The sequence below is a fragment of the Pseudomonas sp. RIT-To-2 genome, assembly GCF_029623465.1.
Taxonomy (GTDB): domain Bacteria; phylum Pseudomonadota; class Gammaproteobacteria; order Pseudomonadales; family Pseudomonadaceae; genus Aquipseudomonas; species Aquipseudomonas silvicola.
This window is the reverse complement of the sequence record NZ_JAPYKM010000013.1, coordinates 136068-156204: the sequence shown is the minus strand read 5'-3', so window position 1 is coordinate 156204 and position 20137 is coordinate 136068. Positions and strand designations below refer to the sequence as shown.

General features: G+C 63.9%; 16 protein-coding genes. 10 read left to right on the top strand and 6 right to left on the bottom strand.

Translation table 11 applies throughout. The features are described 5' to 3' along the window. Positions 1-344 precede the first annotated feature (344 nt). Positions 345-1067, top strand: coding sequence for an autoinducer binding domain-containing protein (locus QBK88_RS14415; protein WP_277962509.1), 723 nt, complete (start codon positions 345-347; stop codon positions 1065-1067). A 4-nt stretch (positions 1068-1071) separates the two neighbouring features. On the opposite strand, the gene QBK88_RS14410 is transcribed toward QBK88_RS14415, so the two are convergent. The 4 genes from QBK88_RS14410 to mnmC form a co-directional block, all read right to left on the bottom strand. Further along, entirely contained in the window at positions 1072-2154 is a 1083-nt protein-coding gene (locus QBK88_RS14410) for a lipocalin-like domain-containing protein (RefSeq protein ID WP_277962508.1), read from the bottom strand. Further along, positions 2144-4588 carry an FtsX-like permease family protein gene (locus tag QBK88_RS14405; RefSeq protein WP_277962507.1) on the bottom strand — a complete coding sequence of 815 codons (2445 nt, stop codon included), beginning with the start codon at positions 4586-4588 and terminating at the stop codon, positions 2144-2146. The genes QBK88_RS14410 and QBK88_RS14405 overlap by 11 nt, the downstream gene beginning before the upstream one ends. 1 nt (position 4589) lies before the next feature. Next, positions 4590-5249, bottom strand: a complete 660-nt coding sequence (locus QBK88_RS14400) for an ABC transporter ATP-binding protein (RefSeq protein WP_277962506.1) — start codon at positions 5247-5249, stop codon at positions 4590-4592. A gap of 143 nt (positions 5250-5392) precedes the next feature. After that, positions 5393-7363, bottom strand: coding sequence for a bifunctional tRNA (5-methylaminomethyl-2-thiouridine)(34)-methyltransferase MnmD/FAD-dependent 5-carboxymethylaminomethyl-2-thiouridine(34) oxidoreductase MnmC (gene mnmC, locus QBK88_RS14395; RefSeq protein WP_277962505.1), 1971 nt, complete (start codon positions 7361-7363; stop codon positions 5393-5395). Between the two features lie 84 nt (positions 7364-7447). Between mnmC and pap the strand changes: the two genes are divergently transcribed. Together pap and QBK88_RS14385 are read left to right on the top strand one after the other, a co-directional pair. Continuing rightward, complete coding sequence (pap, locus tag QBK88_RS14390; RefSeq protein ID WP_277962504.1) at positions 7448-8935, top strand: polyphosphate:AMP phosphotransferase; 1488 nt, start codon at positions 7448-7450, stop codon at positions 8933-8935. Positions 8936-9099: 164 nt separating this feature from the next. Beyond that, the gene (locus tag QBK88_RS14385; RefSeq protein WP_277962503.1) at positions 9100-10281 is read left to right on the top strand and encodes a thiolase family protein; all 1182 of its coding nucleotides are present in this window, start codon (positions 9100-9102) and stop codon (positions 10279-10281) included. Between the two features lie 112 nt (positions 10282-10393). On the opposite strand, the gene QBK88_RS14380 is transcribed toward QBK88_RS14385, so the two are convergent. Both QBK88_RS14380 and QBK88_RS14375 read right to left on the bottom strand, forming a co-directional pair. Further along, the gene (locus tag QBK88_RS14380; protein ID WP_158158049.1) at positions 10394-10579 is read right to left on the bottom strand and encodes a DUF6316 family protein; all 186 of its coding nucleotides are present in this window, start codon (positions 10577-10579) and stop codon (positions 10394-10396) included. A gap of 67 nt (positions 10580-10646) precedes the next feature. Beyond that, on the bottom strand, positions 10647-12041 hold the full coding sequence (locus QBK88_RS14375) for a class II fumarate hydratase (protein WP_268149421.1): 1395 nt from the start codon (positions 12039-12041) through the stop codon (positions 10647-10649). A gap of 172 nt (positions 12042-12213) precedes the next feature. Between QBK88_RS14375 and QBK88_RS14370 the strand changes: the two genes are divergently transcribed. From QBK88_RS14370 to QBK88_RS14340, 7 genes are all read left to right on the top strand, one after another. Next, positions 12214-12747: a DUF2059 domain-containing protein gene (locus tag QBK88_RS14370; RefSeq protein WP_277962502.1), complete on the top strand. Its 534-nt coding sequence runs from the start codon at positions 12214-12216 to the stop codon at positions 12745-12747. 12 nt (positions 12748-12759) lie between these two features. Then, entirely contained in the window at positions 12760-13053 is a 294-nt protein-coding gene (locus QBK88_RS14365; protein WP_277962501.1) for a BolA family protein, read from the top strand. A gap of 180 nt (positions 13054-13233) precedes the next feature. Next, positions 13234-14172, top strand: coding sequence for an oxygen-dependent tRNA uridine(34) hydroxylase TrhO (trhO, locus tag QBK88_RS14360; RefSeq protein WP_277962500.1), 939 nt, complete (start codon positions 13234-13236; stop codon positions 14170-14172). Between the two features lie 4 nt (positions 14173-14176). After that, positions 14177-14812 (top strand): DsbA family protein, encoded by a 636-nt coding sequence (locus QBK88_RS14355; protein ID WP_277962499.1) that lies wholly within the window; start codon positions 14177-14179, stop codon positions 14810-14812. Further along, on the top strand, positions 14805-16637 hold the full coding sequence (locus QBK88_RS14350; protein WP_277962498.1) for an ABC transporter ATP-binding protein: 1833 nt from the start codon (positions 14805-14807) through the stop codon (positions 16635-16637). Before QBK88_RS14355 ends, QBK88_RS14350 begins: the two co-directional genes overlap by 8 nt. 197 nt (positions 16638-16834) lie before the next feature. After that, positions 16835-19294 (top strand): EAL domain-containing protein, encoded by a 2460-nt coding sequence (locus tag QBK88_RS14345; RefSeq protein ID WP_277962497.1) that lies wholly within the window; start codon positions 16835-16837, stop codon positions 19292-19294. 45 nt (positions 19295-19339) lie between these two features. Next, the gene (locus tag QBK88_RS14340; protein ID WP_268149435.1) at positions 19340-20134 is read left to right on the top strand and encodes a TenA family transcriptional regulator; all 795 of its coding nucleotides are present in this window, start codon (positions 19340-19342) and stop codon (positions 20132-20134) included. The last annotated feature ends 3 nt before the right edge of the window (positions 20135-20137 follow it).

The following is a 20137-nucleotide window of genomic DNA, read 5'->3' as shown; positions in this document are numbered from 1 at the left end:
CACCTGCTAATCCGCACATAATTCCTTACCGGTTTTCCGTTGGGGAGGGCGCCGTGGATAGGGCGCGCTTATGGAACTGACCGGCAGGCGCCGCAGGAGTTTCATAACAATCGGTAATAAGCAAACGGCTACTGCCTGCGGATACAGAAACGCTCCAGAAGTTCATTCCATCAAATAATTCCATACGGCTACTTCACGCAATGACTTTAATCGAACGTCTGTTTTACCTGGAGTTTTTGCCAGCGTTGGGCAATCGCGATTAGTTATTTGCAGCGAATGTTTGGCTGGACTAAATTCGTCTGTGTTTATCTGGATCCAAAAAAACAAGTCAGACAGGTCCTATCATGCAGTGGATAGCGCAAGCGCTGGAACGCTTTTCCTCCGCCCAGGATGATGGAGAAATCTTTGACGCGTTGGTCTGGGGCGCGAGAAATCTGGGTTTTGAATATTGTGAAGTGGTGGTGCTGGTTGATCGGGCGAGGGGTGGGTTGACGTGTTTTCAACACCACAATTATCCCGCTGCCTTTAATCAGTTGTATCGGGATAATTCCCGTACATTAATCGAGCCCTTGTTGGAAAAAGTACAGCGCACCCAACTTCCCTTCGTATGGAGTGAAGCGCTGTTCAGCGCCAACCCCGAAGTCTGGCAACACTGCCAGGCTCATGGCGTGCGCCATGGTGTGACACGGATGGTTCAAGGGCTGCATGGCTTTAATACATTGATCAGCCTGTGCCGTGGTGAGGGGGATGTAGCGGGGGCAGAGTTCTACGACAACGTGGCTGACTTCATGTGGTTGACGAACCTGGTTCATGAGGCATTGGCCTATCGTTGCGAACATGCCTCACGGCAAGCCGAACTCCACGCTGTCATCCAGCCTCACTTGTCCAGCCGGGAATTGGAAGTGTTGAAATGTGCCTCGATGGGGATGACCTCGGAGTTGGTCGCCATTGCGCTGGCGGTCAGCCAGAGAACGGTCAATTTCCATATTGCACGCTGCATCGAGAAGCTCGGCGCCTGCAATAAATTGTCCGCGGTGGTCAAGGCCACCCAGTACGGGCTGATATAAGGGTTCAATACCCCGTCATTTCCAGGTAACCCTGGCCGGCATGGCTGCCGGACATCCGCACCGGACCCTCCCAGTAAGGCGGGGTAATGTTCATCCAGGCGCCGCTGTTCAGCGCATCGAGGCGCACATCCAGCCCGTGCGTGGGAATGGTGACTTGCCATTGCGTCGGCGCGCGGTGCTGTTCAAGCGTGGCATGGGTGGCCAAGGGGCGAAGTTGCACCTGGTTGCTGGCCAGTGGCTCACTGCGGCCATCGGCATCGGTCCAACTGCCACTGACAAAATCGGCACCTCCCTGCTGACGCAGGCGGAACAGCATCACCTGGGCGCCATTGTCCAGGTGCAGGGAGAACCAGTCCCATCCCTGTTGGTTCGCCGCCAGCGGCTGGCTGCTCCACTCGTGGTCCAGCCACGCCTGGCCGTTCACCTGCCAGTGGCCGTCCGGGGTACGGACCTGGCCACTGACCTGGTAAAACGGCTGGCTGTAATACCAGGAGGCCTGGCCCTGCTGCGATTTTCGGCTGTAGCCCTGCAAGCCTTGCAGCACCAGGGGGCGATCGGTGTGCAGGTCCAATTCGTAACTGAAGTCGGCGCCGCGGGCGGTGACCCGCAGCGTGCCCAGGTTGGCAGTTGACGGCGCAAGGCTGTCCAGGCGCCAGTCGTCTATCCAGGCGGCAAACGGCTGCGCTTGTACCCCCGCTTGGCCGATACCACCGCGGGCCAGGGTCTGGGCGCTGTGCTGCCAGTGTTCGCCGGTCAGGGCGGCGTGGCCGAGCCACAGGGTTTTGTGGCTCCAGCCAGGGGCTTCGGCGCCGGGCGCCAGGGCACTGCGAAACAGGGTCCACTGGGCGCCGAACGAACGACCATCGCCAGCGCTGAGGTTGGCCGTCACGTACCACCATTCGATGCGGTAGTCGGGGTGGGCGCCATGGTCGCGGGGAAAGATCAGCGGGGCGCCCGGCGTCACTGGGGCAAACCCCTCGACCTGGCTTCCCAGCCCGGCGAAGCCTGTTGGAGGGGGCGGGGCGTCGCAGGCGGTCAGTAGCAGGCACAACAGTGCAAGGCACGAACCCTGTTTTCTAACGTTCATCGGCAAACACTCTCAACAGGTCCGTCGGTTGGCTGCGCAGCAAACGCACCATGGGCCAGACCGACGCCAATACCGTGGCCAGCATCGCCCAACCCAGCAGTTGCACCAGTTGGGCGGGGAACACCTGTAGCGGCAGCCGCCAACCGAATGCCTGTACATTCACCACTGCTACCAGGCACCAGGCCAGCAGTACGCCCAAAGGGAGCGCCAGCAGCAGCGTCAACAGGCTCAGCAGCCAGGTCTGGGCCAGGTTGAGCATGATCAGGTGGCGGCGGCGCATGCCCAGCGCCCATAAGGGAGCCAACTGGGCGAGGCGGTTGTCACTCTGGGTCAGCAGGCTGATGAACAGCGCCACGGCAGCCACCGCCAGGGTCAGCGTGTCCAGGGCATTGGTGGCGCTGAAGGTGCGGTCAAATACCTGCCGCGCCCATTGCTTGAGCTGGCCCTGGTCCACCAGGCGCTCATCGCCCAGGGCGAAAGCTGCCTGCAGGTCACGCTTCAAGGCAGGTACCGCCGTGGGCGGCAGGCGCAGTGCCAGACGCGTCGGTGGCTGGGCCGGCCACAGCCGTTGCCAGCGGGCCGCGTCAAGCAGCACATGGCCCTTGGGGTTGCCGTAGTCGGCGTAAATGCCCACCACGGTCAACGGGCCTGCTTCGGGCAGTTCCACGGTGTCGCCGATGCCGACCTTCAGCCGCCGAGCCAGTTGTTCGCTGAGCATCAGGCTGTCGCCGTGGAATAACCGGTCCCACGGGTTGCCTGTGGCTTGCTCCAGCAAGGGCCAATGCTCACGGTAGAGCGCATTGTCGATAATGCCATGCACCTGCACGGGCCAGCCTTTGAGCGCAACGTCCTGCTCGCGCTCGGGCAGCACGGCCTGCACATCGGGCCGCTGTCGCAGCCAGGCCTGGACCTGGGCTGTTTGCGCGGCGTCGGCGGGGCGCACATAGAGCTCGGCGACCAGGCGTTGTTCAAGCCAGTGGTTGAAGGTCTGGCGAAAGCCTTGGGTCATGCTCGAAGCACCGATGTTGGTGGCCATGGCCAACAGCAGCGCCATCAGCGCCAGGCTCAGTGCAGGCAGTTGCTGACGGCAGTCGGCCAGAAACCACTGGCCGACGGCACTGCCCGTTGGCAAGCGGGCCAGGCCGGCCAGCAGGCCCTCGAGCAGCACCGGCAGCGCCAGCGCGGCGGCCAGCAACAGGCAGGCCAGCAGGGCGAAGCCCGCGGCAAGGCTGTCCCCCCCGCCTGCCAAGGCCAGGGCCAGTATGCCCAGTAAACCAGCCGCCGCACCCTGTCGCCGCAAGCCTTGGCGGTGAGCCCCTTGCCAGGCCTGATGACTGGCCAATGCCAGCAGTGGCAGGCGCGCCGCTCGCCACAAGGTATGCCCGCAGGCCAGCAGCGCACCGGTCAGGCTCAACGCAACGGCCCCCAGCCACCATTGCGGGCTCAGGCTGAGCTGGTTGCCGACCTCGGCGCCATACAGGCCGCGCAGGCTGGCCGCGACGTCGGGCAGCAACGCACTTGCCAGGCCGTAGCCACTGGCCACCCCGGCCATAGCGCCCAGCAGGGCCAGAACGGTCAGTTCCAGAAGCAGGGCGACGACCAACAGGCGCACGCCCACACCACAGGCGCGCAAGGTGCGCATCAGGGCCCGGCGTTGTTCCAGGGCCAGCCCGATGGCCGCTTGGGCAATGAACAGACCGACCACGAACGCCAGCAGGCCCAGCGCCGCCAGGTTCAAATGCAGGGCTTCGGTCAGGCGGTTCATGTCCTGCCCAGGGTCACTGTGCTGGCGTCGCAACTGCCCGGCCAGGTCGTCCGGCACTGCGCGCTGGAAGTCCTCCGGCAGCAGCAGGCGTGACAATCGCTCGGGCGCACCGAGCACGGCCTGGGCATGGCTGATGTCCATCATCAGTACCCCGGGGGCCATGTCGTCACGACCCTGCAGGGGCGGTAGCCGTGCATCGGCGCTGTCACCGTCGCCAAGCCCCAGGCTGTGCAGGGTCTGGCGTGCTACCCAGGTTACGCCCGGGGCGCCGATGAAGCGATAGAGGTCTGACTCAGTGGGTACCTGGCCGCCCAGCGCGGTGTTTGTCGGCAGGGTCAGCGGGTCGATGCCGGTCACGGTCAAACGTTGGCCGTTGAGGTCCAGGCGCCCTTGCAGCAGAGGCGACACTGGCCAGCCGCGGCGCCGCAGGTCGACGAACAGCGACTGCGGCAGGTATTCGCCTTTTTCCGGGGCGAGGCTGGTCTGGGGGCGGCCACCAATCAGCTCACTGGCCAGGGCATAGCTATGGCGGGCCTGACCGTTGAGGGCCTGCACGCCGATCAGCAAGGTAGTGGCCAGCCACAGGCCCGCCAGCACGCTTGCCAGTTGCAGGGGGTGCCTGCGCCAGTGGCTGAGCAGGGCGGTGAGGGTCCACCACAAGCTGGCCAACTCAGTCGGCCCTCACGCGGCCGGCCTGCAGCACCACCTTGCGCTGCAGGCGGGCGGCGATGGCCGGGCTGTGGGTGACCATCAGCAGGCTGCATCCACTGTCGGCCTGTAATTGCAGCAACAGGTCCAGCACCTGGGTGCTGGTGCGTTCGTCCAGGTTGCCGGTGGGTTCGTCGGCCAGCAACAGCGGCGGCCGTGGCGCCAGCGCGCGCCCCAGTGCCACGCGTTGCTGTTGGCCGCCGGACAGTTGTTCGGGGTAGCGTGCCAGGAGGGCAGTCAGGCCCAGGCGCTCGGCCAGTTCGGCATGCCAGGCCGGGTCGTGGCGCCCGGCCAGGCGGGCCTGAAAGGCCAGGTTATCGGCTACGTTCAGGCTGCTGATGAGGTTGAATTGTTGAAAGATCAAGCCGACGCCATGGCGCCGCCAGGCGGCCAGTTGGCCCTCGTTCAAGTGTTCCAGCGCCTGGCCGTTGACCTCGATGCGGCCGCTGTCGGCCCGGTCCAGCCCGGCCACCAGGTGCAGCAGGGTGCTCTTGCCGCTGCCCGACTCGCCCATCAGCGCCAGGCTCTGGCCCTGGGCAAGCTGCAGGTCTACCCCGGCCAGAACCGGAAGTGGACCTTGGGGGGTGGGGTAGGATTTTTGCAGGTGGGTGATGGTCAGCATGGGGGTATTGTTTTGTCCGAGCGCAGGCGAAGGCAAATTAATGCATGCCAAATAATTGTGTGAAGGCCACCCGGTGCCTTGCATGGGGGTGTGGCGCTCGATCTCGAGCGCAGCAAAATCCCAACGCCCTGTACCTGACGGCCCTACCCCTTGTTCTTCACCAACCCCCTCACCCAAAACCGATTCGGGTGGCAAGCTTCCGCCACCGCACGCGGCAAGGGCAACGCCTCGCCGTCCAGCCAGGCCGCCACCAGCTCCCCGCTCAACGGCGCAGTGATCAACCCACGCGAGCCATGCCCGCTGTTCACGTATAAGCCCTCAAGCCAAGGGCACGCCACGTCCGGTACCTGGCGGGCGTCGCGGCTGAGTATGGCGTAGGCCTGCAGAAACGCCTCGCGCTCGGCCACCGGCCCGACGATGGGCAGGTAGTCCGGGCTGGTGCAACGGAACGCGGCGCGGCCCTGCAGGTGTTCCGCCGGCAGGCCATGGGTGCCCAGGCGCTCGGCCAGGTCGGTGGAGATTTCATCGAGCATGGCCAGGTTGCCCTGGTGCTCGGCCACGGTCGGGGTAAGGTCGTCGCTGTGGAAATCGAAACTGGCACCCAGGGTGTGTTCGCCCAGGCGGGCGGGGGCTACGTAGCCTTCGGCGCATACCACGGTGGCCAGGCTGGCGCTGCTGTCCGTGCGTGGCAGGGCGGTGATCTGGCCGCGGATGCGCTTGAGCGGCAGGGTGGCCGTTTCATCAAAGTCGCGTACCTGGGCCGCCGTGCACAGTACGGCCACGGGGGCGCTCGCCAGCAAGCGTTCGCCGTCCCAGGCCTGCCACTGGCCGTCGACGCGGCGCAGGTGCAGTACCTCGTGGTGGGGCTGCACGTGCACGCCGCGCTGCCCAGCCTGCCATTGGCACAAAGCGGGTGGGTGTACCCAGCCGCCTTCCGGGAAATACAGGCCACCGCTGGGCAGCTTCACACCCGCCACTGCCTGAGCGGCCTCGCGGTCCAGCACCTGCAGCAGTTGCGGGTCGAAGGCGTCGGCCAGTTGCGCCTGGCGCTGGCCTTCCTTGTCGTCGAAGGCCAGTTGCAGGACGCCGCAGGCGTCCCAGTCGCGGCCACGCTGCAACTGTTCCAGCAGCCGGCGGGTGTGGCCAAAACCGCTGAGGATCAACTGCGACAGCGCCGTCCCATGGGCCGAAAGTTTCAGGTAAAGCACGCCTTGGGGGTTGCCGGACGCTTCCCGGGCCACGGCGTCGTGGCGCTCCAGCAGGCTGACGCGCCAGCCCCGGGCGGCCAGGCTGGCGGCGGTGGCGCAACCGGCCAGGCCGGCGCCGACCACCAGGGCATGGCGCTCGCCCTCGGGGCGAGGGGGGCGGGCGAACCAGGGCTTGGCCAGGGCGGGTGCCGACACCGGCCCCTCGAACACACCGCGCAGCACTTCCCACTTCTTGCCGATACCGGGGATGCGCTTCATCTTGTATCCCACCGCGATCAACCCGCGGCGCACCCAGCCGGTGCTGGTGAAGGTGCCCAGGGTGGAACCCGGCGCGGCCAGGCGGGCCAGTTCGGCGAACAGTTCAGGGGTCCACATTTCAGGGTTCTTGGCCGGGGCGAAGCCATCCAGGAACCAGGCATCCACCTGGGCGTCCAGTTGTGGCAACTGCTCCAGCACATCGCCGATCAGCAGCGTCAGGGTGACACGGCCGCCGTCGAACACCAGGCGCTGGAAACCCTGGTGAATACCCACGTATTGGGCCAGCAGTGGCTGAGTGTAAGGCGCCAGCGCTGGCCACAGGGCCAGGGCGCGGGTGAGGTCGGCGTGGCTCAGGGGGTACTTTTCCACGCTGATGAAATGCAGGCGTGCGCCCGGTGTGGCGTGTTCGGCGAACAACTGCCAGGCGCAGAAGAAATTCAGCCCGGTACCGAAGCCGGTCTCGCCGATGACCAGCCGCTGCCCGTCGGCCAAGGCGCCGAAGCGCGCCGTCAGGTCGTTCTGGTCGATGAACACATGGCGGGTTTCTTCCAAGCCCGAGGCGGCGAAATACACGTCGCCATAGTGGCGCGACGTCGGGCGGCCCAGGTCGTCCCAGTCGATCTGGGCGTGCAGCGGTTCGGTACTCATGTTCGGCTCGATGACAGACAAGGGTTCATGATAGCGAGGCTGATGCGCTAGGCTCTAGAGCTTATTGGTCAAGGAGTACTGCCCATGTTCGAGTCCGCCGAGATCGGCCACGCCATCGACAAGGAGACCTACGACGCCGAAGTGCCGGCGCTGCGCGAGGCGCTGCTGGAAGCCCAGAACGAACTCAAGGCCCAGGCGCGCTTCCCGGTCATCATCCTCATCAATGGCATCGAGGGGGCGGGCAAGGGGGAGACCGTCAAACTGCTCAACGAATGGATGGACCCGCGCCTGATCGAGGTGCGCTCCTTCGACCAGCAGACCGATGAAGAACTGGCAAGGCCCGCGGCCTGGCGTTACTGGCGGCAATTGCCGGCCAAGGGCAAGATCGGCGTGTTCTTCGGCAATTGGTACAGCCAGATGATCCAGGGGCGTGTGCACCGCGAGTTCAAGGACGCCCAGCTGGACCAGGCCATCAACGGTGCCGAGCGCCTGGAGCAGATGCTGTGCGACGAGGGCGCGTTGATTTTCAAGTTCTGGTTCCACCTGTCCAAGAAACAGATGAAAGCGCGGCTCAAGGCCCTGCAGGACGACCCACTGCACAGCTGGCGCATCAGCCCGCTGGACTGGCAGCAATCGGAAACCTACGACCGCTTCGTGCGTTTCGGCGAGCGCGTGCTGCGCCGCACCAGCCGTGACTACGCGCCTTGGCATGTGATCGAAGGTGTCGACCCTCATTACCGCAGCCTCACCGTAGGCAAGCTGCTGCTGGAAGGCTTGCAGGCAGCCCTCAAGGCGCCCACCGAACCGCTGCACCAGAGCGTCGCGCCGTTGGGGCACAGCCTGGACGGCAAGGGCCTGCTCGACAGCCTGGACCTGAGCCAGCACCTGGACAAGGATGATTACAACGAACAGCTGGTAATCGAGCAGGCGCGCCTGGCCGGGCTGCTGCGGCACAAGCACATGCGCCGTCATGCCCTGGTGGCGGCGTTCGAGGGCAATGACGCGGCGGGCAAGGGGGGCGCCATTCGCCGGGTGGCCGCGGCCCTGGACCCGCGCCAGTACAACATCGTGCCGATCGCCGCGCCCACCCAGGATGAACTGGCGCAGCCTTACCTGTGGCGGTTCTGGCGTCAGATCCCGGCGCGAGGCAAGTTCACCATCTTCGATCGCTCCTGGTATGGCCGCGTACTGGTGGAGCGGGTGGAAGCCTTGGGCAGCACCAGCGACTGGATGCGTGCCTATGGCGAAATCAATGATTTCGAAGAGCAGTTGGCCAACGCGGGCGTCGTGGTGGTCAAGTTTTGGCTGGCGATTGACAAGGACACCCAGCTGGAACGCTTCGAGGCCCGCGAGAAAGTGCCCTTCAAGCGTTTCAAGATAACCGATGACGACTGGCGCAACCGCAAGAAGTGGGACCAGTACCGCGAAGCGGTGGAGGACATGGTCGACCGCACCAGCACGGAAATCGCCCCGTGGACGCTGATCGAAGCCAATGACAAGCGCTGGGCCCGGGTCAAGGTACTGCGCACCATCAACGAGGCGCTGGAGAAAGCCTTCAAAAAGGACAAGTAAGCGTACCGGGCCGGGCGCCTGATCTGTCATGGTGCTGCATCAAGCGCTTCAATGATGGTGGCTTGGGCGCAAGCTGCAAGCTACAAACTACTGGCTACGAGCGAAAGGCAGCGCGTTGTTGCCTTCGCTTTCAGCTTGCAGCTCAACGCCGAAGGAGGTGCCCCATGCGTGAAGTGGTGATCGTCGACAGTGTCAGGACCGGCCTGGCCAAGTCTTTCCGTGGCAAGTTCAACCAGACCCGCCCCGATGACATGGCGGCCCATTGCGTGAACGCCCTGCTGGCCCGCAACGGCATCGACCCGGCCAGCGTCGAGGACTGCATCGTTGGCGCGGCTTCCAACGAAGGCGCCCAGGGGTTCAACATCGGCCGCAACGTGGCGGTGCTGTCGAAGCTGGGTACCGGCACGGCGGGCATGACCCTCAACCGTTTCTGTTCTTCAGGCCTGCAGGCCATCGCCATTGCTGCCAACCAGATTGCCTCGGGCTTCAGTGATGTCATCGTTGCCGGCGGCGTGGAGTCCATCAGCCTGACCCTGCGCAGCGTCAACCAGGACCGCCTGCTCAACCCCACCCTGCAGGAAAGCTCGCCGGGTATCTACATGCCCATGGGCTTGACTGCCGAGGTAGTTGCCAAGCGTTACCAGGTCAGCCGCGAGGCCCAGGACCAATACGCCCTGCAAAGCCAGCAGCGCACGGCCCAGGCCCAGGCCGATGGCCGTTTCGACGACGAAATCGTGGCCATGAACACCCGCTACCTGGTGGAAGACAAAGCCACGGGTGAGCAGAAATGGCTGGACGGCGTGGTCGACCGCGATGACTGCAATCGCCCGGACACTACCCTGGAAAGCCTGGCCAGCTTGAAGCCGGCATTCAGCGAGGACGGTTCGGTGACGGCCGGCAACGCGTCGCAGTTGTCCGATGGCGCCTCCATGACCCTGGTGATGAGCCTGGAACGGGCGCAGGCCCTGGGCCTCACGCCCCGCGCAGTGTTCCGTGGTTTCACCGTGGCCGGCTGTGAGCCGGATGAAATGGGCATAGGCCCGGTGTTCGCCGTGCCCAAGCTGCTGAAAACCGCCGGGGTGGGCCTGCAGGACGTGGACCTGTGGGAGCTCAACGAAGCCTTTGCCTCCCAGTGCCTGTATTGCCGCGACCGTCTGGAAATCGACAACGCGAAGTACAACGTCAACGGCGGTTCGATCGCCATCGGCCACCCGTTCGGCATGACCGGGTCCAGGCAGGTGGGGCATATCGTGCGCGAATTGCAGCGCCAGAAACTGCGCTATGGGGTGGTGACCATGTGCGTGGGCGGCGGCATGGGCGCGGCGGGCCTGTTCGAGGCGTTTTAACGACCCTGTGGGACCGGGCGCAGCTCGGGAAAAGACCACCGCGCAGTGGCTGACATGGAGCGGCGGCCGGTTCCCGAGCTGCACCCGGTCCCACAGGGATCAAGGCGTCGCGTCAAGCGCGGCCTTGCATGCGGGCGATGTAGGCCTCGGTTTCCCGGGCGGCGATTTCCTTGGAAGGGTAGGGGCCTTCCTGGGTGTTTTCGCGGGTGGTGAAGAAAAATTCACCGTTGACCATGATCACCCGGTCACTGCGGTAGTGCACGGTGTCGGCCGGGTCTTGTGCGCGCTTGCCATACATGGAAAGTCTCCCAGATTGCGGGTGTTTCATCTTATCGAGTTCCGAGCGGCGCGGTGTCTACCGCCGGTCAGCCATTCTTGCCTGATTCGAGCATGTTCTCCGGGCGTACCCATTGGTCGAACTCGGCGTCGGTCAGGTAGCCCAGGTCCAGCGCCGCCTGGCGCAGGGTCAGGTTCTCGGCGTAGGCCTTCTTGGCGATCTGCGCGGACTTGTCGTAACCGATGTGCGGGTTCAGCGCCGTCACCAGCATCAGGCCACGCTCCAGGTGGTCGGCCATCTGGACAGGGTCCGGTTCCAGCCCCGCGATGCAATGGGCCTGGAAGTTGCTGCAGCCATCGGCCAGCAATCGGATCGATTGCAGCAGGTTATGAATGATCACGGGCTTGTAGACGTTCAACTGCAAGTGGCCCTGGCTCGCCGCGAAGCCGATGGCCACATCGTTGCCCAGCACCTGGCAGGCCAGCATCGATAGCGCTTCGCACTGGGTGGGGTTGACCTTGCCCGGCATGATCGAGCTGCCCGGCTCGTTGGCGGGCAGTTTCACTTCGGCCAGCCCGGCGCGGGGGCCCGAGCCCAGCAGGCGCAGGTCGTTGGCCAGCTTCATCAAGGCCACGGCCAGGGTTTTCAATGCCCCCGCCAGCGTCGTGAGCGGCTCATGCCCGGCCAGGGCGGCGAATTTGTTCGGTGCTGTGATGAAGGGCAGGCCCGACAACGCAGCCAGTTCCGCGGCAATGGCTTCGGAGAAGCCATGGGGCGCGTTCAGCCCGGTACCGACCGCCGTGCCGCCCTGGGCCAGCTCGCACACTGCCGGCAAGGCCGCGCGAATGGCGCGCTGGGCGTAATCCAGCTGGGCGACGTAGGCCGAGAGTTCCTGGCCGAAGGTAATGGGCGTGGCGTCCATCATGTGGGTGCGGCCGGTTTTCACCAGTGTCATGTGCCGCGCCGACAATTCAGCCAGGCCCGCCGACAGTTCGGCGATGGCCGGCAGCAATTGCTGGTTGACCGCCTGGGCGGCGGCGATGCTCATGGCGGTGGGAAAGCAGTCGTTGGAGCTCTGGGAACGGTTGACGTGGTCGTTGGGGTGCACCGGCGCCTTGCCGCCGCGGCCCTTGCCGGCCAGTTCATTGGCGCGCCCGGCGATCACCTCGTTGACGTTCATGTTGCTCTGGGTACCGCTGCCGGTTTGCCAGACCACCAGCGGGAACTGGTCGTCATGTTCGCCGTCCAGCACCTCATCGGCGGCCTGTTCGATGAGCCGGGCGATGTCGGCGGGCAGGTCGCCGTTGCGGTCATTGACCCGCGCCGCCGCCTTCTTGATCAGTGCCAGGGCATGCAGCACCGCCAGGGGCATGCGCTGGTCGCCGATGGCGAAGTTGATCAGCGAGCGCTGGGTCTGCGCACCCCAGTACGCCTCTTCGGGAACTTCGATAGGTCCCAGGCTGTCAGTTTCTGTTCGGCTCATGCGATGGTCCTCCTGAACGGGCTTGATTCGCAGTTTAGGCTGTGCAACGGCCCGGCGGTTCCATCAGGTTTCATGTGCCGGGGCCTGTGCCGGGGTTGAGTGATAGGCTCGCTTGGGCGCAGAATGTTTGATTCCGGGGGAATTACCTCGCCTGCTAACTTAAGGAAACTCGATGACCCGTCTTCGTGCCATCTGTACCGCGGTTGCTCTGGTCTGCGCCAGCGGCCAGGTCTTCGCCGACACCGCCAGCCACAACGCCAGTGCTGAATCGTTCCTGATGATGGCGCACGCCGACAAGCTCGGGACTCCGGTCTACATGCAGGTGCAGCAGATGTTTGCCCAGCGTTTCGAGCAGACCAAGGCGCCGGAAGCCAAGCGCGCGGTGCTGGAAACCTACCAGGCCAAGGCCAACGCCGCCCTGGACCAGGCCATTGGCTGGCCGAAACTGAAGCCGGACATGATCAAGCTGTACACCGACACCTTCACCGAGCAGGAGCTCAAGGACCTGGTCAAGTTCTACCAGTCGCCTCTGGGCAAGAAAGTGCTGGAAAAAATGCCTGCGGTCACCCAGCAGTCGGCCCAGATCACCCAGCAGAAGCTGGAAAGTGCCGTGCCGGTGGTCAACAAGCTGCTGTCTGACATGACCACCGAGCTGGCGCCGCCGAAAGCCGCGGCCCCAGCCGCCGCACCGGCCAAGAAGCCGTAAGCGGGGCCAGCCATGTCCATGCAGCAACGCATTGAGCAGGCGCTCGGCGCCCTGAACCCGGTTCATGTGCAGGTGCTCGACGAGAGCCACATGCACAGCCGAGGCCAGGAAACCCATTACAAGGTGGTGCTGGTGTGCGAGCAATTCGTGGGCCTGAGCCGCGTGAAGCGCCAGCAGATGGTCTATGCCACCCTGGGTGAGCTGATGGGGCAATTCCATGCCCTGGCCCAGCACACCTACACCCCCGAGGAATGGGCGGCCGTCGGCTCAGCGCCGGCGTCGCCTACCTGCGCGGGCGGGCATTGATCCAGAGCAATACTTCCAGGGCCGCTTTTTTGATAGAATCGCGGCCTTAGGTTCCCCTGTAGGAGCACTTCGCCACCCCCATTCGTGGGGGAGGGTGGGGCGCTCCTACAGTCGTTTCAACTCACGTGTTTTTCGACCCGGTCCTTCCTTTGCGAGGATGACCACCTGGAGTTTTTACCCATGACACAAGCCATTGTCGTGGCGGCACTGTACAAGTTCGTCACCCTGGAAGATTACGTTGACCTGCGCGAGCCCCTGCTCAACGCCATGGTCGACAACGGCATCAAAGGCACCCTGCTGATCGCCGAGGAAGGCATCAACGGTACCGTGTCCGGCACCCGCGAAGGCATTGACGGCCTGATGGCCTGGCTGCGCAACGACCCGCGCCTGGTGGACATCGACCACAAGGAGTCGTACTGCGACGAGCAGCCGTTCTACCGCACCAAGGTCAAGCTCAAGAAGGAAATCGTGACCCTGGGCGTGCCCGGCGTGGACCCTAACCGCAGCGTCGGCACCTACGTCGACCCCAAGGACTGGAACGCCCTGATCAGCGACCCCGAAGTGCTGCTGATCGACACCCGTAACGACTACGAAGTGGCCATCGGCACCTTCGAGGGCGCCATTGACCCCAAGACCACCTCGTTCCGCGAATTTCCGGACTACGTCAAGGCCAACTTCAACCCCGCGGTGCACAAGAAGGTCGCCATGTTCTGCACCGGTGGCATCCGCTGCGAGAAGGCTTCCAGCTATATGCTGGGTGAGGGATTCGGCGAGGTGTTTCACCTCAAGGGCGGGATCCTCAAGTACCTGGAAGAGGTGCCTCAGGAAGAAACCAAGTGGCAGGGTGACTGCTTCGTGTTCGACAACCGCGTCACCGTGCGCCACGACCTGACCGAAGGCGACTACGACCAGTGCCACGCCTGCCGCACCCCCATCAGTGCGCAGGACCGTGCCAGCGAGCACTATTCGCCGGGTATCAGTTGCCCCCATTGCTGGGACAGCCTCAGCGAAAAGACCCGCAAGAGCGCCATCGACCGCCAGAAACAAATTGAATTGGCAAAGGCGCGCAATCTTCCTCACCCGATAGGCCATAATTACCGCAAAGCCGCCCAGGACTGACGCCATGCAAACCCGCCTGCTGTACGTGATGGACCCCATGTGTTCCTGGTGCTGGGGTTTTGCCCCGGTGGCCGAAGCACTGATCCAGCAGGCGAAGGCCGCCGGCGTGGGCGTGCACCTGGTCATGGGTGGTTTGCGCACAGGGGGCGGGGCAGCCCTGGAACCGTCCCTGCGCAGCAGCATCCTGCACCACTGGCATGCCGTGCACGACGCCACGGGCCAGCCCTTCCGGTTCGAGGGCGCGCTGCCCGATGGCTTTGTCTACGACACCGAACCCGCGTGCCGGGCAGTGGTGGCGGTGCGCAGCCTCGACGAGGGCGCGGCCTGGGACATGGCCAAGCTGATCCAGCATGCATTTTACGCCGAGGGCCGCGACGTGACCCAGGTGGCCGTGCTGGTGGAGCTGGCCGAAGCGGCCGGCATTCCGCGTATCGAATTCGCTGCGGCCTTCGACAGCGCCGAGTTGCTCAGCGCCACCGCGGACGATTTCAGCTGGGTGCGCGACCTCAACATCGCCGGTTTCCCCACCATGCTTGCCCAGCGCGGCGGGCAGATGGCCCTGTTGACCAATGGCTACCAGCCATTGGAGGAACTGGCGCCGCTGTTCGCCCGGTGGCTGGAAAGGGCTGCCCATGCTTGAACTGCCCGGGCCGACCGAATTGCCCCTGCGGCCCGAGCCGGTCAGCCCTGACCGGCTCAGTTGGGCGAATATCCGGCAATTGGCCCTGAGGCACCGTAAAGCCCTGTGGATCGCCAATGGCGTGGCCGTGCTGGCCACCCTGTGCAGCGTACCGATTCCGCTGTTGCTGCCGTTGCTGGTGGACGAAGTGTTGCTGGGCCATGGCGACGCGGCCCTCAAGGTCATGGACCATGCGTTGCCCTCGGCCTGGCAGCAGGCGGCCGGCTACATTGGCCTGATGTTGCTGGTGACCTTCTGCCTGCGCTGCCTGGCGCTGGTGTTCAGCGTGGTGCAGGCCAAGCTCTTCGCCGGGCTGGCCAAGGACGTGGTCTACCGCCTGCGCGTCCGCCTGATCGAGCGCCTCAAGCGTATTTCCCTGAGTGAATACGAAAGCCTGGGCGGTGGCACCGTCGCCACGCACCTGGTCACTGACCTGGACACCCTGGACAAATTCGTCGGTGAGACGCTAAGCCGCTTTCTGGTCGCCATGCTTACCCTGGTCGGCACCGCGGCCATCCTGATGTGGATGAACTGGAAGCTGGCGCTGCTGATTCTGCTGTTCAACCCGCTGGTGATCTTCGCCACCGTGCAATTGGGCAAGCGGGTCAAGTCCCTGAAAAAGCTGGAAAACGACAGCACGGCGCGGTTCACTCAAGCACTCACCGAAACCCTGGACGCCATTCAGGAAGTGCGTGCCGGCAACCGTCAGGGCTTTTTTCTCGGGCGCCTTGGCCAGCGTGCGCGCGAGGTGCGTGACTACGCCGTGGCGTCGCAGTGGAAGAGTGACGCGTCGGCGCGGGCGAGCGGCTTGCTGTTCCAGTTCGGCATCGACATCTTCCGTGCCGTGGCCATGCTCACCGTGCTGTTTTCCGACCTGTCCATCGGCCAGATGCTGGCGGTGTTCAGTTACCTGTGGTTCATGATCGGGCCGGTGGAGCAACTGCTCAACCTGCAATATGCCTACTACGCCGCCGATGGTGCCTTGACGCGGATCAACGAGCTGCTGGCCCGTGCCGACGAGCCTCAATACCCTGGCGGCATCAACCCGTTCCGTAACCGTGAGACGGTGGGAATCGAGGTGCGAGACCTGAGTTTCGGGTATGGCGAGGAAAAAGTGCTGGACCAGTTGAACCTGTCCATCGGCCCTGGCGAGAAAGTCGCCATCGTCGGCGCCAGTGGCGGTGGCAAGAGCACCCTGGTGCAACTGCTGCTGGGGCTGTACACGCCCCAGAGCGGCGTGATCCGTTTTGGCGGCTGCACCCAGCAGGAAATTGGCCTGGCGACCTTGCGCGAACATGTGGCGGTGGTCCTGCAGCACCCCGCGTTGTTCAACGACACCGTGCGCGCCAACCTCACCCTGGGCCGTGAGCGCAGTGACGACGCCTGCTGGCAGGCGCTGGAAACGGCCCAGCTGGACACGGCCATCCGTGCGTTGCCTCAGGGCCTGGACAGCATCGTCGGCCGTTCCGGGGTGCGCCTGTCCGGCGGCCAGCGCCAGCGCCTGGCCATCGCGCGGATGATTCTGGCCAATCCGCAGGTGGTCATCCTCGACGAAGCCACATCGGCGCTGGATGCCGCCACCGAGTACAACCTGCACCAGGCCATGGCGCGCTTTCTGGGCGGGCGTACCACGCTGATCATCGCCCACCGTCTTTCGGCAGTGAAGCAGGCCGACCGGGTGCTGGTGTTCGACGGTGGCCGCATCGCCGAGGACGGCGATCACCAGCAGCTGATTGCGGAGGGCGGACTTTACGCGCGCTTGTATGGCCACCTGCAACAGGTCTAGCGCAGGCGTTACCGGTACATTTGTACCAAAGACAACGCTAGCCATTCATTTGGATAGGCCTGTAAAGTGCCGCGTTGAATGAAACAAGATGCCTGACCGCCAGAAATCCCCTGTTCGCGCAGTTTTCGCCTAGGCTGTGCTGATGGAGCTGGAGTTTTCCCTGGTGGTTGTCTGGCGCTGCTGATGCAAGGGACCTCATGAAGCAAAATCGGACTCTCGAAACGCCGAGATTATTGGGCATCGTCTGGCCATTTATCGCAGTCGTGCTGTTCCAGGCACTATTGGGTTGCATCAGCCTGTACGCGTTGTCGGCCGTACGAGGCTATGTGGCGGGTGAGAGCCTGTGGTCCAAGGGCCAGAAAGACGCCATCTATTATCTGAATCTCTACGCCGACAGCCGCGACGAGCGCATTTTCAGCAAATACCAGGCCGCCATCGCCGTGCCACAGGGCAGCCATGACCTGCGCGTGGCCCTGGACCGGCCGGCCCCCGACCTGGTGGCGGCGCGCCAAGGCATTCTCCAGGGCGGCAACCACCCCGACGATGTATCCAGCCTCATCTGGCTCTACCTCAATTTCCGCCACTTCAGTTACCTGGAACGCGCCATCGAGCGCTGGACCGTGGGCGACAGTTACCTGGTGCAACTGGACAACGTGGCCCAGCAGATGCATGCCGGCATCAGCCGGGGCAGTGCCACCGAAGAAGACATCATGCGCTGGAAGGATCAGATCCTGGCCATCAACGACGGCGTCACGCCCGCGGCCAAGGCCTTCAGCGATGCCCTGGGCGAGGGATCGCGGTTCTTGTGGCGCCTGCTGATGGTGGTGAACCTGGGCACGGCGGTGCTGCTTATCGCCCTGGCGCTATGGCGCGTGCACCGCCTGCTGGGCCAGCGCCATGCCTTTGCCAATGCCCTGGAGCTGGAAAAGGAGCGGGCCCAGGTGACGCTGGCCTCCATCGGCGACGGGGTGATCGCCACCGACTTCGACGGTTGCATCGCCTACATGAACCCGGCGGCGGAGCAACTGACTCACTGGAACGCCGAGCAGGCCAATGGCTTGCCACTGGCTTCGTTGTTCAACCTGCTGGACGAGAATGCCGAGAAAGACAGCTTTACCCTCATCGAACATATTCTGGCGGGGCAGTTGTCCGGGGGCAGCGAGCACGCCAAGCTGATCCAGCGCCTGGACGGCAGTACCGTGTCGGTGACGCTGGTAGGCGCGCCTATTCGCACCGATGGGCGCATCAGCGGCACCGTGCTGGTGCTGCATGATATGACCCAGGAACGTCAGTACATCGCCAACCTGTCGTGGCAGGCGACCCACGATGCCCTGACCGGGCTGGCCAACCGCCGCGAATTCGAATTCCGTCTCGAGCAGGCGCTGGGCAAGCTCAACCGCGCCCAGAGCCGCCACTCACTGATGTTTCTGGACCTGGACCAGTTCAAGCTGGTCAATGACACCTGCGGCCATGCCGCGGGTGACGAGTTGCTGCGGCACATCTGCACCTTGCTGCAATCGGGCCTGCGCGAAGGCGATACGCTGGCACGGCTGGGCGGCGACGAATTCGGCATTCTGCTGGAAAACTGTCCGGGCGACATGGCTGAACGCATTGCCGAAAACCTGCGTCAGACCGTGCAGAACCTGCATTTCGTCTGGAAGGGGCGGCCGTTCGTCACCACGGTCAGTATCGGCCTGGTGCACATCGCCCAGGCGCCTTCCACGCTGGAAGCCTCACTGCGCGCCGCCGACATGGCGTGCTACATGGCCAAGGAAAAAGGTCGCAACCGAGTCCAGGTCTACCATGCCGACGACACCGAATTGTCCATGCGCTTCGGTGAGATGGCGTGGGTGCAGCGGCTGCACATGGCCCTGGAGGAGAACCGTTTCGTCCTCTATGCCCAGGAAATCGCCTCGCTGGGGCGTACCGATAATTCCGGTGGCCATGTGGAGATCCTCCTGCGCCTGCACGATGAGAGCGGGCGGGTGATCATGCCGGAGAACTTCATTCCCGCCGCCGAGCGTTATGGCCTGATGACGGCCCTGGACCGCTGGGTAGTGCAAAATGTATTCAAGGTCATTCAGCAGTGCCTGACCGAAGGCGCCTCCCAGCCCTTGGCTATCTGCGCCATCAACCTGTCCGGCACCAGCATCGGTGATGACGCCTTCCTGGCCTACCTGCGTGAGCAATTCCAGCGGTTTTCCATACCGCCGGAGCTGATCTGCTTTGAAATCACCGAAACGGCCGCCATCTCCAACCTGGGCAGCGCCATCCGCTTCATCAACGAACTCAAAGGCCTGGGGTGCCGGTTCTCGCTGGACGATTTCTGCGCCGGCATGTCGTCGTTCGCCTACCTCAAGCACTTGCCGGTGGACTTCCTGAAGATCGACGGCAGTTTCGTCAAGGACATGCTCGATGACCCCGTGAACCGCGCCATGGTTGAGGTCATCAACCATATTGGCCATGTGATGGGCAAGCAAACCATCGCCGAGTTCGTCGAAACTCCCCTGATAGAGCAGGCACTGTTGGAAATCGGGGTAGATTATGCCCAGGGTTATCTGATAGAACGTCCACAGGTATTCACCTGCGAAAGTCTGCAGCGACGCGAGATCCGCCCCCGCCCTTTGTTGTTCACGGCGCCGGGGACGTTTCGCTGACGCTGGCAGCCGTGACCATCACTCCATAAAGAAGGAATCTGAAAAGTGATCGAGGCGTTCGTCCGTACTGGCCCCCTCATGGAAGCCACCAGTTACCCGCTCTGGGCTCAGCAACTGATCCGCGATTGCAGTGAAAGCAAGCGCCGGGTGGTCGAGCATGAGCTGTACCGCCATATGCGCGATGCAACGCTCAGCGCCAAGACCATGCGCCAGTACCTGATCGGTGGGTGGCCGGTCGTCGAGCAGTTCTCCCTGTACATGGCCAACAGCCTGACCAAGACACGCTTCGGCCGCCACCCTGGCGAAGACATGGCGCGGCGCTGGCTGATGCGCAACATTCGCGTGGAGCTCAACCATGCCGATTATTGGGTGCATTGGTGCAACGCCCACGGCGTCACGCTGGAAGATCTGCAGGCTCAGGAAGTGCCTGCCGAACTGCTGTCCCTGAGCCACTGGTGCTGGCAGAGCACTACGGCCGACTCGCTGATCATCGCCATGGCGGCGACCAATTACGCCATCGAAGGGGCTACCGGTGAATGGTCCGCCGTTGTGTGCGAGAACGACACCTATGCCAACGCCTTCCCTGAGGAAGGCCGCAAGCGCGCCATGAAATGGCTGAAGATGCATGCTCAGTATGATGATGCGCACCCGTGGGAGGCGCTGGAGATCATCTGCACGCTGGCCGGGCACAACCCCAGCCGCGCCTTGCAGGCAGAACTGCGCCGCGCCATCTGCATGAGCTACGACTACATGTTCAATTTCCTGGAGCGCTGCATGGCCCTGGAGCTGGAGCAGCGCACCGTGCGCCGTGAGCGCGTGGTGGCCATCGCCCAGCACTGACGC

Bases quoted from the DNA above. Each gene is read 5' to 3' on its own strand.
- QBK88_RS14410 (WP_277962508.1), bottom strand. From the start codon at position 2,154: ATGAACGTTAGAAAACAGGGTTCGTGCCTTGCACTGTTGTGCCTGCTA.
- QBK88_RS14415 (WP_277962509.1), top strand. From the start codon at position 345: ATGCAGTGGATAGCGCAAGCGCTGGAACGCTTTTCCTCCGCCCAGGAT.
- QBK88_RS14375 (WP_268149421.1), bottom strand. From the start codon at position 12,041: ATGAGCCGAACAGAAACTGACAGCCTGGGACCTATCGAAGTTCCCGAA.
- mnmC (WP_277962505.1), bottom strand. From the start codon at position 7,363: ATGAGTACCGAACCGCTGCACGCCCAGATCGACTGGGACGACCTGGGC.
- QBK88_RS14385 (WP_277962503.1), top strand. From the start codon at position 9,100: ATGCGTGAAGTGGTGATCGTCGACAGTGTCAGGACCGGCCTGGCCAAG.
- QBK88_RS14400 (WP_277962506.1), bottom strand. From the start codon at position 5,249: ATGCTGACCATCACCCACCTGCAAAAATCCTACCCCACCCCCCAAGGT.
- QBK88_RS14350 (WP_277962498.1), top strand. From the start codon at position 14,805: ATGCTTGAACTGCCCGGGCCGACCGAATTGCCCCTGCGGCCCGAGCCG.
- QBK88_RS14380 (WP_158158049.1), bottom strand. From the start codon at position 10,579: ATGTATGGCAAGCGCGCACAAGACCCGGCCGACACCGTGCACTACCGC.
- pap (WP_277962504.1), top strand. From the start codon at position 7,448: ATGTTCGAGTCCGCCGAGATCGGCCACGCCATCGACAAGGAGACCTAC.
- QBK88_RS14365 (WP_277962501.1), top strand. From the start codon at position 12,760: ATGTCCATGCAGCAACGCATTGAGCAGGCGCTCGGCGCCCTGAACCCG.
- QBK88_RS14355 (WP_277962499.1), top strand. From the start codon at position 14,177: ATGCAAACCCGCCTGCTGTACGTGATGGACCCCATGTGTTCCTGGTGC.
- QBK88_RS14345 (WP_277962497.1), top strand. From the start codon at position 16,835: ATGAAGCAAAATCGGACTCTCGAAACGCCGAGATTATTGGGCATCGTC.
- QBK88_RS14370 (WP_277962502.1), top strand. From the start codon at position 12,214: ATGACCCGTCTTCGTGCCATCTGTACCGCGGTTGCTCTGGTCTGCGCC.
- trhO (WP_277962500.1), top strand. From the start codon at position 13,234: ATGACACAAGCCATTGTCGTGGCGGCACTGTACAAGTTCGTCACCCTG.